This window comes from Komagataeibacter xylinus (assembly GCF_004302915.1).
GTDB lineage: Bacteria > Pseudomonadota > Alphaproteobacteria > Acetobacterales > Acetobacteraceae > Komagataeibacter > Komagataeibacter xylinus_C.
In genome coordinates this window covers 38,473-52,986 of sequence record NZ_QQBI01000013.1, presented here as the reverse complement: position 1 = coordinate 52,986, position 14,514 = coordinate 38,473, and the positions used below count along the sequence as shown (strand labels likewise).

Sequence of the window (14,514 nt, the reverse complement as noted above, 5' to 3'; positions counted from 1 at the left end):
CTCCCGATATAGTAACGACATAACAGAACCGCCCGGTTTCCGGGCGGTTTTTCTGTATGGTCAATTGTCATAAAACCTTCATGAAACTGTATTGGAAACATAACACACAAAACTGTGTCACGCCCTTAAATGAACCCATTCTTCATTACGGAATGGTTAATATGATTCGCCGCTCAGCTGCTTCACTGTTGCTTGGTTCCTCCGCCCTGTGGGGGGCGTGCTCCCTTCAGTCAGCTCATGCGGCATCGGCGTCCGATGCTGCCCAGATTCAGGCCCTGCAGCGCGAGATGCAGGAAATGCGGCGTGAAATGTCAGGCCAGATCAGCGTCCTGCGCCAGCGCCTTGCCCGTGCTGAAGTGCACGCCCCCAACACCGCCGCCGCCAATGCGGCGCAGGCCCGCCGGGTTGCCGCCGCCAATGGCCAGCCCCTGCCCGAAAGCTACGCGCGTGACATCCATATCGGTGGTGACACCGGCACGGGCAGCAATTTTGGCAGCGCGATGCAGAAGGCCGATCTCGGCACGCCGCCGTCCGACCGTGGCGTGTCTTCCTCCTGGTCTTCCTTCCGTGCCGCGACGGAAAAGGAAGAGGCGCTGCACCTTGGTGGCATGATGGTGGGCTTCCCCGGTGGGCGTCCGACCATTTCATCTGATGATGGCATGTATGCCATGTCCATCGGCCTTGCTTTCCATGAAGATATCGGTGGCTTCATGGGCATGTCCCCGCGCCGGGGCGAGGCGCGTGGCGATTTCTCCAGCCTGGCCGAAAACGCCCGCCGCCTGCGTATTCCCATCTCGTTCCGTTACAAGAACTGGATCGCGAACATTACGCCTGATTTCGGTAATGGCACGGGCGATGGTTCGACAACGCTGTATGAAGCCAACCTGAACTATGCCGGCTTCCATAACACGGTCATCACCGCCGGTTACTTCCAGCCGCGCGTGACGGAAGAAGACTCCGAAAGCTCGAACGAATTCGAGATGATGGAACGCCCCGCCATTACCGATATCGTGCGTAACATCGCCGCAGGTGACGCGCGCATGAGCTTCGGTGCGCTGCATTATGCCAAGCGCTGGTGGATTGCGGGTTATGTGACCGGGCAGAGCTATGGCAGCCGTGGCGGCTCGCCTGAAAAGGTAACCGGTGTCAACAGCTACACCGGCATTGCCGACAGCCAGAGCGGTGCCACCTTCCGCGTGGCGGGCCGTCCCTACATGTCGAAGGATATCGACGTGCATGTTGGCCTGTCTGGCATTACCGCATTCAAGGTTGCGGAGAATGGCGGTTCGCGCAGCTACACCTTCTCCGAAGGGCCTGAAGTCAACCTGACCACCACCAAATTCCTCAGCACGACGGTGGGCAACGTGGGCAGCATCTGGTCGGCTGGTCCCGAACTCGGCTTCCGCTGGAAGCGTCTGGTGCTGAAGGGTGAATACTACCACATCGGCGTGACCCGTGGTGATAACTACGGTGCAAGTGCCGCCAACCGTGGCTCCGTCAATTTCCAGGGTTACTATGGCGCGGCCAACTACACCCTGTTTGGCAAGGCCCGTAGCTACAACATCAAGGAAGGTGCCTTCGCCGCTCCGGGTGTTGACCATGCCTTTGACCCCGCCCACGGTTACTGGGGCGCGCTGGAACTGTCCGCCCGTTACAGCGTAGCGGATCTGGACAGCGCACTGGGCACCCCCGGTGGTATCCGTGGCGGGCAGCAGACGGTCTGGTCGGCAGGCGTGAACTGGTATCCCAACCGGCATTTCCGCTTCATGCTTGACTTCAACCACATCATCGTCAGCCGCAACAGCGCGCTGTATGACCTGTATGGCCGTGATGGCAATTCCGTCGCCGGTCGTATCCAGGCCGCTTTCTAACAGCCTTCGGGGCGCCGCCATGCTTCATGCGGGCGGCGTTTCCTGAAGTTTTGAAAACAGCCATACACAGACGCGTTCGTGAATTTCAGACTGTGCCGTGGGTGGGTGTTTTACGCCGCCTTCAGGTGACCACGGCAAGCTGCATTGAAGGGGCATTACGCCCTCATGGTTACGCAACGGGCCGCATGGTGATGCCATGCGGCCCGTTTGCATTCATGTGGTCTGCGTTCAAATATTAACGGGGCAGGGGCTTACGGGAGCGCGAGCGGCATGTCGGTTATCATGCCCCCCTGCAACAGGGTGGAGAGCTTGCCCATGGCCTCGCTGCGGTCCACCGATTTGCCGTAGGGCATGTTGGGCCGCAGGCGCTCCTCCAGCCGGGCCACCGAGCCACGGCGCGGCCAGGGGCGGCGCAGCAGTTCTTCCACCAAAGCCGGGTGCCGCCACGGAATGTCGATCCACGCGGAGGCATTGCGCACGCTATCGGCTTCCGCGCGCAGTATCTGCGGAAACAGAGCCACGCGCGCGCGCGTGCCAAGGTCCAGCATGTCGGGTGAGGTCACGGCAACCTGCGTGCCGCGCACATGGCGCAGCAGGCTGCGGATCAGCGTTGTGCCATTATGGCACAGATGGCCGATCTGGGTCAGGCGCGGGTTCATTTCGATGAAGTGATAGGTGCCGGTCCTGGCGCAGCGCACAAAATCCAGCCCGAAAAAGCCCGAAAGCTGCAGGCTGCGGCATGCCACCCGTGCGGCGTGCTCCATATCCGCCGCCTCGGTAATTTCAATGACCGTGGCCGCCCCCGTGCGCCCCTGATAGGCCACCACGTTCGCCCCCAGCGTGGCAACGACCTCGCCGCGCCAGCATGCCACCATGATATTGGCGGGCATGCCGCTGACATGCGCCTGCGCCATGACCGGCATGGGGCGGCGGCTCGAGGCCTCCATGAAGGAATAGATGTCGCGATCGGCCAGCAGCACGCGCAGCGCGCAGGCCATGCGCGCGGGCTGCGACAGGCGGCGGAAGGCGGCCATGGCCTCGGGCGCGGTATCGGCAATGACCACGCCCGACCCGCCCCAGCTCCGGTCGCGCTTGAGCACCCACGGGCCGGGCGTTTGCGCGCACCACGCGCGCAGGTCCTGCGCCGTGTCGAGGGAGGCTGCGGCAGGGGTGGGCACGCCTCTGGCCCGGAGCGCATCGATCAGCTTGAGCCGTGTTTCGGCATAGCTGAAGAATTCAGGCTGCCCGAGCGAGCGCGTGATGGTTTCACGGCACAGGCGGCCCGCTCCGGTGCCGGGGTCGGCCTCGGCATAGGCCTGGTGCAGGGCCAGCACCACCCGGTCATCGGCCGGCACGATCAGGTCGGGCCTGATGCGGGCCACGGCCTCGGCCAGAACGGCGGGGGCTGCAAAATAGGGGTAGCGGCTGAAGCTTTCGATGCCATCAAGGCAATGCAGCGAATGCCCCTGGGGGCAGATGGCATGCACCGTTACCCCGCTTTCGATGAATTCCACCGCCGCCCGCGTAATGGCGGACCACCAGACGGAGGAGACGATCAGAACTGTAAAATCGTTTTTCATGGGTCGGGACTTTCCAGTTCAGGTCATGGCGGCCATGACCGGCAGGGGAAGCGTTACGGGGCGAAAGCCGGCTGCGCGATGGGAGCAAGGGCGCGTTGCCGCCTGAACCGCGCCGTCAGCCTGCGGGCGGTAAAGCGCGCGCCCCACGCAAAGCGCAGCAGCGGGCCAAAGCTGCCAGCCGCCATCGGGCCGATGAAATACAGCCCCGGCACGCTGGATTCGAAGTGGCGGGACAGCGCGGGCATGCTGTCTTCCGTGCGTACGGCGTGCGCCAGCGCCGGATCGATAAACGGCAGCCTGTCAACGGCAACCTGCACGCCGGTGCCCAGAAAGACGTGGTCCACATCCGCCGTGCGGGTCAGGCCGGTCTGTTTGTCGCGGAAGGTCAGGTGAATGGCGCCCTCATGCATGGTAGCGGCGGTGAGTTCCACATTGAGCCAGATCGGCACCTTCTCGCGCACGACCTGCCCGGTCACCCAGCCTGCGGCGGGCCCGAGATGCCCGCGCGTGATGCGCAGCCGCAGGCGTGCGGGCAGCATGTGGAATACATCGGGCAGGTCACACGCCATGCGCGAGCGCCAGCCCGTGCCAAGGCCGGAGAGGGGCTTCTTGATGCGCGTGACCAGCCGCCTGAGCGGGCTGAGCTTCTGTGGCGGGTTGTTGATCCATATCTTGGGCCGCCGGGTGCAGATGAAGGTCTCCGCCCCTGCATCATGCAAAAAGCATGCCGTATCCACCGCTGATGACCCCGCCCCGATCACCGCCACGCGCTTGCCCGAGAAACGGGCGAACTCCGTCTCGTCGAATGTGTGGCTGATCCGCTCGCGCGGCAGGTCGCGCACGACGGGGGGCAGGTAGGCGAAATGCTCGATGCCCACCGCCAGCACCACGTTGCGCGCCATGACGCTCTCGCCGTTTTCCAGGCGCAGCGCGAAGCCCTCGCCCGCGCGCGCAAGCTGCGTGACCAGGAAAGGCCTGAGCTGGGGCACGTGGGTTTTCTGGAACGTCTCGCCATATTCCCGAAAGACTTCAGCGGGGATGGGCACACCCGTTGGCGCGTAAGGGTAGCCCCGCGCACGGCAGAACTGCGCCAGCGTGGACTGCCGCGCAGGGTCGAACAGATCAAGCGCGAAGCCTTCTGCCTTGAGCCGCAGGGCAGCGGGCACATGGTCGCGCCAGAACGCCATGGGCCGCCCGAAAATACGGAAATTCACCCCCCTCTCGCGTAGATGCGCCGCAAGGGAAAGACCATAGGGGCCAGCCCCTATAATGGCGATGTCGGTATTCATCAGTAATCCACCAGCCTGTAGGTTCAAAGTACGAACGGTGATCAGTAAAAGTGTGGAGACGTGAATCTGTATTGGGCATTCATGACAGATGCCGATGTGCTTTTGCACGGGAAACAGCGGTTTACGTGTCAGGACGAAGGCCGCGTCATGATCTGGCCATACGTTAACCATACATTTACCCCATGAAAGACAACAATCGTAAAAAGATGAATATATGTAATAGATACGTGATCTGGCAAAAATAACACAGTTAACAACCGTAAACCGTACGGTTTATAGTTTACACGTCATAGTTGTGAATAAATAAATAATATGAAGGGAACTTTTATGCTGCTTCCATACTTCGCGTGCGCGCGTTCTGGTATTGCACAGGATAAAGCATGCGACCAAAAGGCACGGATGTCAGCCCGTTACCCGTAAAGAGGACAGGGAAAGCAGGAGAAAGTTTTTGGTGAAGCTGTTTTCGAAAAGCTTCAGGCAATGCGGCCTTCCTGACAAAAAGGGATGCTGCGTCTGAACCGTTATCATTTCCAATCAACACATTGTTTGAAAACTGTTTATCGTAGAGGGCGTTGCCATGTGGCTGCTGTGGGGAAAACCTTTGTCCCCGGTGGCCAGGCGCAAGCGCCTTTTTTGCGTTCCTGTCACGTCTGCGCGCCCATGTGTCCATCAGGTGCGCTGTCCGGGATTGTATCGATCATGCAAGATTTGTCCGCATGAAGACGCTTTCCATCCGCGTGGGTTGTAGCGGTGATGGGTTGCGACATGCAGCATGATGAAGTCCTGCATGCCATGCGTGTTCCGCGCCTGGCATGCGGGGGCGGGATGGACGGAAAGGTGCTTTTTTCAGTTCGTGCAGATGCTGCTCCACCATCTGCGGGAGCGCCATAAATAAAGTTTGAAATAAATCATCAATAAAAAATAATAAAACTTTCTGCCATGTTCCTTTCTGGTAGAAAGTGGCGGTTTTTCATGGTTTTTCAATGTTTCAGCAGAAAGATGTCTTTATTTTTGGATATGATGACGGAAAGAATTATATGAATATTTTTTGTTAACAGTTTAAATTAAATAATTTAAATTACATGATATATACTTTATTTTCAACATTTATTTAAAGTATTAAAAAGGCGCTATAATATTTATAAATGATAAATTGTCATATATTGACATATTTCAATTATTACCTAGCTATGACTTCCATATTTCTGGTTTAAGGATTTTTTGTACCATGAAGCGTCTTGCAATATTAGGGTCTGGTATGGTCATGCTGGCTCTTTGCGGATGTCAGGGCCACCCGCAGATAGTACATGACAAATACACTGGCGCCACGGCCTGTGTTTCGGGCAAGCATACGGATCATCCCGGACTGCTGCAGACATTGAATACCATCGCGACCTATGTGCAGGACAAGGGATACGCGGTGGGCATTGAATATAACTCATATAACCGCCTGTCGCCTGAAACCGTGTGGAGCGACGGGCATCAATACACCTATAACGACCTGGGATCGGACGCCCATGCCTGTATGGGCGCGGGTGGCTGCCTGATTGATGAACGCGGTGCCATCAAACTCTCAAAGGACGAATTCTACCAGTTTGCCAAAACGGGGTTCGATTTCAAGATTGTTGGCTACCATGGCGCGGTCACGGGGCATATGCCTGCATCGACTTTCCAGAGCGTTATCGATCAGTGCCCCGATGCGGGCAGTGCATCCGGCGGATAATATCATCCAAACCTGTGCCGCCGGGCTGGCCAGCCCGGCGCTGTCGCGGCCCATTGTTTGAAAGGGCCGAAATTTCCTGGGGAGGCGATCCTTGCTGGAAGGGGACGGAAAAGCGGCCTGAAAAAGCTTTTCCCTGCTCTTTGAGGTCATTCCTGAAAAAGAAGGTATGTCCGCGGCGGGATTCGAACCCACGGCCCCAGGATTCATACCACTTCGGCTTTCGCCGCCGCCATGGTCATGGCGTTCGTGGTCTGGACTGTCCCTTCACCATGGGCCGCGTGCGGCCTACAGGTGCTGCCCATCCAGTCTCTACACCTTGCCGGCAGGGCCGGCCTTGGCTCGGGATTGGCACGGCTTTCGCCAGAGCGTTCCCCGAATTTGAGCAGATCCGCCATGGGGTTTCCCGTCATGGCGCCCAATTTGAAAACCAGGAATCCTGTGCTCTATCCGGCTGAGCTACGCGGACATACTGCCAGCTTTCTAACCGAGCCCATGCCTGCGGGCAAGGTGTTTTGTTTGCACGGGCGGGGCCAATTTTTCTTTTAACGCCGCCTGCGTGCCTTCTGCGCCAGTCCGCACAGGCGGGCCACATGCCGCAGTCCCAGCACGATATCGGGGCTGCCGGTCTGCTTGCAGGCCAGTTCCAGCGCCTGCGTGTCCTGTGCCGCCTGCAGCAGGGCGGCCGCCGACCAGGCATTGAGTGCCTGCCCGAAACTGTCCGTGCGCTTGAAGAATACCGGCGGCCGCAACTGCCGCATGGCTTCTGCCCGGCCCATCCCGCCATCCATGGCCAGCCGCACCCGGCGCAGGCGGTGAATGTGGCCTAGCAGCACGCGCGCCAGCGCCACCGGGCTGCTGCCATCGGTCACCAGCGCGCGCTCGGCGGCGGCATCGGCGGCTTCGCGCTCGCCCGCCATGGCGGCGAAAGCCGCATCCTCCAGCGATACGCCAGCGGCATCGCCCACGCAGGCGCGCACATCCTCCAGCCCCAGTCTGCCGCCAGCCCCGGCGAACAGGGCCAGCTTTTCCACTTCGCTGCGGGTGGCGGCACGGTCCGGCCCCGCGCGTTCAACCATCCAGCCCAGCGCATCGGGGTCAATGCCCACGTCATGCCCCGCTAGCATCTGCCGGATCGCACCTTCAAGCGCGCGGCCTTCCTCGGGGTAGCAGCCGATTACGCCGCAATGGCGGTCCTTTTCGGCAAAGGCGCGCAGTTTGGAGCGGGAGGCCAGACCCGGTGCCTCAAGGATGACCAGCGTGTCGGATTCCTGCGCCAGGCAGCGCTGCAGGGCGGCCAGCACGCTGTCACCCACCTCACGCAGCCAGATCACGCGCCGCCCGCCGGTCAGCGACAGGGCGGTGGTTTCCTCCTCCAGCCGGTCATGGTCTTCGCGGCCCAGCATGGCCACGCGAAACGGGTCGTTCAGGTCGGGGCAGATGGCCCGTGCCGCCGTCGTGGCCCGTTCACGGATCAGCCCGGCATCATCCCCATGCAGCACGATGGCCCGCAGCGCGCCGGGCGCGTTCAGGGTCGCGTTGACGGAGCGGGCGTCGATCTTCACTGGTTCTCGTTGCCCCCGATGCTGATGCCCGACATGTCATCGTTCTCCGATGTCGACGGGCTCCGCGAATAGCTGCCCTGACCGGACGTGGCGGGGGTCTGGGTGGTGGTGGTGGTGGTGGTGGTGTCCGGCGTGTTGTCCATAGGGCCGTTTTCATCGGGCATGGTCATGCCGCCGTTGTTTTCCTCGTTCAGCTGGGCATCGGTGCGGCCGGTGGCCATGGTGGGCAGGCCATCGGCGGCGGGGTGCTGGGCGGGCATCTGGTTGTTGGGGTTGATGATGCCGTTGGGGTCGATGTAGCGCGGCTGGTTCTGCCCCCGCACCGAGCCGCTGACAGCGGGTTTGGCATGGGTGCGGAACCACACGGCCACTTCCTGCGTGATCTGCTCGGCCAGGTTCTTGGCCACGCGGGCGCGCACGCCCTCAAGGTTCAGGGTCTGGGCGAAATACTGCTCGTAATTGTTGTTCACGCCATCCACCACCGAGGCATCGCCCCCCGCCAGCATGACCGGGCTGTTGGCCACGGTCTCCAGCGTCCAGTGGGCGAAGGCGGTGGTGCGCGTGCGGCCCGATGTGTTGTCGGCGTGGATGTCCACGGCCTCGTTCATCAGGTAGGTGCGGATGCGCAGCACGTAACCGGTCGGGTTTTCCGGCCCGGCGCCCCCCATGTCCTGCTGCAGGGCCTGGCGCAGCAACTGGCCGTAGCGCTCGTTGATGCGCGCGACATAAACCTGCCTGAGCTCGGCCAGCACGTTGCCGGTGGTGGGTTTGCCATCGGCGCCGATATGGCTTCCCGTCGTCTTGTACATCGGGGAAAAGCCGCACCCTGCCAGCATGAGCAGGGCGCACAGCACGCCGGTGCGACGGACGGGAAGGGCCATGTCTATTTCGCAACCACGAAATTGACGATGCGGCCGGGCACATGGATGCGCTTGACGATCCGTGCCCCCTCAAGCAGGCGGGCCACGTTCGGCTCGGCTTCCGCCAGGGCGATCACCCTGTCTGCCGGCAGGTCGGGCGCTACGGCGATGGTGCCGCGCAGCTTGCCCATGATCTGCACCGCAATGGTCAGCTCGCTGGCCTTGAGCAGGTCGGGGATGGCGGTGGGCCAGGTGCGCTCCACCACCGGCTGGCCGGCGGGCTCGAGCAGCGCCATCATCGCTTCCGCCTGGTGGGGCACCATGGGGGCGGCCAGCAGGGCGAGCATGGTGGCGGCCTCGCGGCGTGCGAAGGCCATGCCGTCCTCACCTGCCGCCTTCTCGGCCTCGGCCAGGGCAGAGGTGAGTTCATGCAGGCGGGCCACGGCCACGTTGGCGCTGAAGCCTTCCAGCGCCTCGGTCACGGCGGCGATGGCGCGATGCGTGGCGCGGCGCAGCCCATCGGCCGCGCGTGAAAGGGTGGCGGGGCAGGCGGCATCAGCCGGGGTCTGTTCAGCCACGCCGCGCACAAGGCGGAACAGGCGCTGCAGGAAGCGCGCGGAGGCGGCGACACCCGATTCCGTCCATTCCATGTCACGCTCGGGCGGGCTGTCCGACAGCACGAACCACCGCGCCGTATCCGCGCCAAACCGCTCGATGATGGCCACGGGTGCGACCGTGTTGCGCTTGGACTTGGACATTTTTTCCACGCGGCCAATCGTGACCGGCGCGCCGTTGTCGCGGCGCACGGCGCTGTCCGCGCGGCGCTCGACCTCCTCGGGGTAGAGCCAGTTTCCTTCCGCGTCGCGGTAGCTCTCGTGGTTGACCATGCCCTGCGTGAACAGCCCGTTGAAGGGCTCATCGACATGCAGGTGCTCGGTCTCGTGCATGGCGCGGGTAAAGAAGCGGGCATAGAGCAGGTGCAGGATCGCATGCTCGATGCCGCCAATATACTGGTCCACCGGCAGCCAGCCATCGGCTGCGGCGGGCAGGGTGGGGGTGGCGGCATGCGGCGCGGTAAAGCGGGCGAAATACCACGAGCTGTCCACAAACGTGTCGCAGGTATCGGTCTCGCGCAGGGCGGGCTTGCCGCAGTTGGGGCAGGCCACGTGCTTCCAGGTGGGGTGGTGTTCCAGCGGGTTGCCGGGGCGGTCGAAGGTCACGTCCTCGGGCAGCTTTACGGGCAGCTGGTCATCGGGCACGGGCTGCGCGCCGCAATCGGTGCAGTGGATGACCGGGATCGGGCAGCCCCAGTAGCGCTGGCGCGAAATGCCCCAGTCGCGCAGCCGCCAGTTGACCACGCCCTGACCAACACCCATGCCCTCAAGCCGGGTGATGGCCTCTTTCTTCGCCGCATCCGTGTCCAGCCCGTCAAGGAAGCCAGAGTTGAACAGCGTGCCGTGGCCGTCACATGCCCTGTCGGTCATGGTGAACGTCCCGGCCTCCGCCCCCGGCGGCAGGATGACGGGGGTGAGCGGCAGGTTGTATTTGCGCGCGAAGTCAAGGTCGCGCTGGTCGCCACAGGGGCAGCCGAATACCGCACCCGTGCCGTAGTCCATCAGCACGAAATTCGCGATCCAGACCGGGAAGGATTTATCGGGCATGAACGGGTGGCTGACCCGCAGCCCGGTGTCGAAGCCACGCTTCTCGGCGGTTTCGATCGCCTCTTCCGATGTGCCGAGGCGCTGGCATTCGGCAATGAATTCCTGCGCCTTCGTGTTGCCCGCCGCCACCTTGGCCGCCAGCGGGTGGTCGGCGGCAATGGCCAGGAAGGACATGCCGAACAGCGTGTCGGGGCGGGTGGTGAACACCTCGATGGAATCAAGGTCGGTATCGAAGCCCTTGGGCGGCTCGTGCAGGCCGAAGCGGACCTTCGCCCCTTCCGAGCGGCCAATCCAGCGTTCCTGCATGGTGCGCACGCGCTCGGGCCAGCGCGGCAGGGTGGACAGGCCCTCGAGCAGTTGCGGGGCGAACTGGGTGATCTTGAGGAACCACTGCGAGAGCTTCTTCTGCTCGATCAGCGCGCCCGAGCGCCAGCCGCGCCCGTCCACCACCTGCTCGTTGGCCAGCACGGTGTTGTCCACGGGGTCCCAGTTGACCCAGCTTTCGCGGCGCTCGACCAGCCCGCCCTTGAGCATGTCAAGGAACAGCTTCTGCTGCTTGCCATAATATTCGGGCAGGCAGGTCGCGATCTCGCGGTCCCAGTTGAAGGAGAAACCAAGGCGCTTGAGGGTGGCGCGCATGGCGGCGATGTTGTCCATCGTCCACTGGCCCGGATGCACGCCGCGCTCGCGCGCCGCGTTCTCGGCAGGCAGGCCGAAGGCGTCCCACCCCATCGGGTGCAGCACGCTGAAGCCGCGCGCGCGCTTGTAGCGCGCCACCACGTCGCCCAGCGTGTAGTTGCGCACATGGCCCATGTGCAGCTGCCCCGACGGGTAGGGGAACATCTCCAGCACATAGTATTTGGGCCGGTCGGCGGGCGGCACGTCCGGCACGTCGAAGATGCCCGAGGCCGCCCAGCGTTCCTGCCACTGCGGCTCGGCCGTGTGGAAATCATAGGCGGGGGTGGCGTTGTCCGGGGGGGTGCTGGTTTCGGTCATCTTCTTCTGGTTCGGTAAGCGGAGGGCGGGCGGCATGCGCCCGCTGAAAAGGGCCGGGCAGCGCATGGCCCGGCCGGGATTGCGTTACGGGGCGTCAAGCCTAGTGCTGGCCGCTATCGGTGCGGAGCTGGCGCGCGCGGGTCAGGATGCGGGCCGTGATGTCGGACACGGTATTGGCGGCGACCGGGGTATCGACCCACTGCCCGTCCTCATAGGCCTGGCGGAACACCGAGACGCGCACCGCATCCGAGCGCAGGCTGCGCGAGAGGACGAAGCAGGTGATCTTGAAGCGTTCATCCTTGGTGGCGGGCGGCGTGTACCAGTCCGTCAGGATCACGCCCGCCACCGCATCGGCCGAGGCAAACGGCATGAAGGACAGCGTATCGAGCGCGCCACGCCACAAAAAGGCGTTGACCCCGTTGCTTTCCAGTGGCGTGGAGCCGCCATTGGCGCCGCGATCTTCCTTCAGCAGGCGGTTCTGGGGCACGGCCAGCCCGCTTTTGTCATGTTGCGGCGCGCTGCCGCAACCGGCCAGCAGGCTTGCGGCCAGCAGGGCGGGGAGTGCGGCGCGTGGCAGCAGGGCACGGCCCGAGGGGGCGGCAGAGGGAGCGGGATGGAACGGGCGAAGGGTCATGATGCCTCTGTGGACGCCGGGGATGGCCCCCGCATGTGGTGATCCGGCCACGCGCCCGGACACCGGCGGGCATGCCGGGCAGGGGCGTTGCGGCCTGTCGCGTTATCCTTCTTCATATCCTGCCGCGCCAGCCACGCCAAGTCGCATGGGCACTTTACCGTGCCCTGCGTGACAATCGGGCCATTGAAGCGCAAAAATGGGCACACTCGCCAACTGCTGCGGAACATGATGAAACACGCGCTTACACGGTCTTTCGCCTTCCTGCTCATGACGGGGCTGCTTTATGCCGCGCCAGCACATGCAGCGACAGCCGTTGCCGCGAGCCCGACCAGTCCCCGTGCGGCGGACATGGCGGCCCGCCTGCAACCCGCCGAGCAGCAGGCCGTGCTTCAGGCCCGCCCCGCCCCGGCTGGCGATGGGGATGGGAACGCCCCCGGCCTGCTGGCCTGGCCGGGCGTGCCCCGGCTGGGGCTGCCGGTGCTGCGCATGCCCACCTTCGCCACCCCTGTGCAACCCGGCGATGGCCCGCCCCGGCCCATGCTGCCATGGCTGGCGCTGGCCGCGACATGGGACCCCGACCTCGCCCGCCGCGCAGGCGTGGCCCGGGCCCGGGCGGAATGGCTGCATGGCCGCGCGGTGCTGCGCGTGGGCGGCGTGGACACGCTGCCCTCGGGCCGGTTGCAAGGTGGCGAGGACCAGGTGCTGGCGGGCAGCATGGCGGGCATGATCGGGGCGGGGCTGCTATCGGGCCACGTGCTGCCGGTCTTTGGCTCGGTAGCGCGTGAGGAGCAGGTGCGCGCCGATGGCGCGGCCCCCGAGCGCGGCGCGCCGGTCAGGGCCGCCGACCTTGCGGCCCACAGCCTGCTGGGCATGGCCACGGCGCTGGAGGTGGCCCATGGCGGGGCCATGCTGTGCGGCGGCATGGCCCCGTGCCATGAGGTTACGGGACTCGCGGGCATGGTGCATGAGGCATGGCATTTTCCCGGCATGATCCTGTCCGTGCCCGGAGGCGACCTGCCGGGAGGGGGTGCGCCGGGCAGCGCCCCGCATGGCACGGATACCGCGCCCGCGCTGAATGCCGTCGCCACGGGGGTGGACATGGAGCAGGTCAGCCCCGACCGGCCCGACGTGCTGGGCGAGATGCTGCGCAAGGCCGTGCGCGATGGGGATGTAAAGCCCGCGCAGGTGCAGGCCATGGTCACGCATATCCTGGCCTCGTTCTACATGGCGGGCAGCCTTGACCACCCGCCGCCTTTCGCCGCTGCCCGCACCGGCGTGCAGCCCCCGCCGGTCGATACGCTGGTGGGTGATGTGGAGGCCGAGGGCGCGGTGCTGCTGCAGAACGAGAATCGTGTCCTGCCCTTCGACCCCGCCCTTGGCCCGGTGCTGGTGCTGGTGCACCCCGCCATGCGCGGGCCCGCCGACCTGCTGGCCGAAGGGCTGCGCCATGCCGGGCTGAATGTAACGGTGGTGACCGCGCCTGAGGGCGCGGGGGCTACGGGCACGCTGCCGCCCGCCTGCGCGCAGGCCGCCCGCACGCTGGTGCTCAGCGCCAGCAATGACGATAACCGCATGATCACCACCCTGGCCGAGCTGGGCGGCCATGTGGCCGTGGTGCTGACCGCCGATGACCCTGACCGGCAGATGCCCTGGCTCGATGCGGTCGATAGCGTGGTGCAGGGCTGGGCGTGGCGGGATGAATATGCGCAGGCCCTGTCGGCGCTGTTGTCGGGGCAGCAGGATTTCTCGGGCCACCTGCCGGTCACGTTGACGGGCGGACTTTACCCGCCGGGTATGGTCGATGCGAATTACCGCGCTTTCGAGCGCGCGCATGTCGTGCCGCTGTTTCCGTTTGGCTACGGGCTGTCGGCCCGCGGGCGGCTGGTGCTGAGCGAACTGCATGTGGCGCGTGAGGGCAATCACCTCAATGCCAGCTTCACGCTCTCCAATCCCGGCACGGCGGCGCTGCGGGCCGTGCCCCAGCTTTATGTCGAAACTCCGCCCGACCTGCCGGGCAACCCACGCAGGCTGGCCGCGTGGCGCAGCGTGATGGTCGCCCCGGGGCACCCGGTGCGGCTCAGCGTGCCCATAGGCCTGCGGCTGGTGGGGCAGTGGAACGCGACAGGGGGCAACTGGGCCGTGGCGGCGGGGGATTATACGCTCTCGCTCGGGTTTTCATCGGTCATGCTGGTGCGGCACGCCACACTGCACCTGCCCGCCCTGCATGTGCCCGCCACGCTGGAAAACCAGCCCGCCCCGGTGGTGACCGCTGAATGAGCCCTGACGGATAAAAGTTTTCGGGTGCCCCCTTTTTGAAAAAGGCTTCGCCAGGAACTTT

Annotated in this window: 11 protein-coding genes; 3 read left to right on the top strand and 8 right to left on the bottom strand. The window is 64.0% G+C overall.

All coding sequences use genetic code 11. The features are described 5' to 3' along the window. Positions 1-152: 152 nt before the first annotated feature. On the top strand, positions 153-1,871 hold the full coding sequence (locus DV027_RS09535) for an OprO/OprP family phosphate-selective porin (RefSeq protein WP_408884462.1): 1,719 nt from the start codon (positions 153-155) through the stop codon (positions 1,869-1,871). Between the two features lie 251 nt (positions 1,872-2,122). Here the strand turns inward: DV027_RS09535 and DV027_RS09530 are convergent, their stop codons facing one another. The 3 genes from DV027_RS09530 to DV027_RS09520 all read right to left on the bottom strand — a co-directional run bounded on the left by DV027_RS09530 (position 2,123) and on the right by DV027_RS09520 (position 5,410). Then, positions 2,123-3,451 (bottom strand): ATP-grasp domain-containing protein, encoded by a 1,329-nt coding sequence (locus DV027_RS09530; RefSeq protein ID WP_130731574.1) that lies wholly within the window; start codon positions 3,449-3,451, stop codon positions 2,123-2,125. A 53-nt stretch (positions 3,452-3,504) separates the two neighbouring features. Further along, positions 3,505-4,740, bottom strand: coding sequence for an NAD(P)-binding domain-containing protein (locus tag DV027_RS09525; protein ID WP_130731573.1), 1,236 nt, complete (start codon positions 4,738-4,740; stop codon positions 3,505-3,507). Positions 4,741-5,065: 325 nt separating this feature from the next. Beyond that, complete coding sequence (locus tag DV027_RS09520) at positions 5,066-5,410, bottom strand: hypothetical protein (RefSeq protein ID WP_130731572.1); 345 nt, start codon at positions 5,408-5,410, stop codon at positions 5,066-5,068. A gap of 558 nt (positions 5,411-5,968) precedes the next feature. On the opposite strand from DV027_RS09520, the gene DV027_RS09515 reads away from it, so the two are divergent. Further along, complete coding sequence (locus tag DV027_RS09515) at positions 5,969-6,463, top strand: hypothetical protein (RefSeq protein WP_130731571.1); 495 nt, start codon at positions 5,969-5,971, stop codon at positions 6,461-6,463. A gap of 203 nt (positions 6,464-6,666) precedes the next feature. On the opposite strand, the gene DV027_RS17525 is transcribed toward DV027_RS09515, so the two are convergent. The 5 genes from DV027_RS17525 to DV027_RS09490 form a co-directional block, all read right to left on the bottom strand. After that, the gene (locus DV027_RS17525; RefSeq protein WP_165399154.1) at positions 6,667-6,858 is read right to left on the bottom strand and encodes a hypothetical protein; all 192 of its coding nucleotides are present in this window, start codon (positions 6,856-6,858) and stop codon (positions 6,667-6,669) included. 147 nt (positions 6,859-7,005) lie between these two features. After that, positions 7,006-8,025 (bottom strand): DNA polymerase III subunit delta, encoded by a 1,020-nt coding sequence (holA, locus tag DV027_RS09505; RefSeq protein WP_130731569.1) that lies wholly within the window; start codon positions 8,023-8,025, stop codon positions 7,006-7,008. Next, on the bottom strand, positions 8,022-8,906 hold the full coding sequence (locus DV027_RS09500; protein ID WP_130731568.1) for a hypothetical protein: 885 nt from the start codon (positions 8,904-8,906) through the stop codon (positions 8,022-8,024). Before DV027_RS09500 ends, holA begins: the two co-directional genes overlap by 4 nt. A 2-nt stretch (positions 8,907-8,908) precedes the next feature. Continuing rightward, complete coding sequence (gene leuS / locus DV027_RS09495; RefSeq protein ID WP_130731567.1) at positions 8,909-11,542, bottom strand: leucine--tRNA ligase; 2,634 nt, start codon at positions 11,540-11,542, stop codon at positions 8,909-8,911. A gap of 100 nt (positions 11,543-11,642) precedes the next feature. Further along, a complete protein-coding gene (locus DV027_RS09490; RefSeq protein WP_110569473.1) occupies positions 11,643-12,176 on the bottom strand; it encodes a DUF3576 domain-containing protein in 534 nt (177 codons plus the stop codon). 225 nt (positions 12,177-12,401) lie between these two features. Here DV027_RS09490 and DV027_RS09485 point away from each other — a divergent pair, with 225 nt between their 5' ends. Then, the gene (locus DV027_RS09485) at positions 12,402-14,453 is read left to right on the top strand and encodes a glycoside hydrolase family 3 C-terminal domain-containing protein (RefSeq protein WP_242621821.1); all 2,052 of its coding nucleotides are present in this window, start codon (positions 12,402-12,404) and stop codon (positions 14,451-14,453) included. Positions 14,454-14,514: the final 61 nt, after the last annotated feature.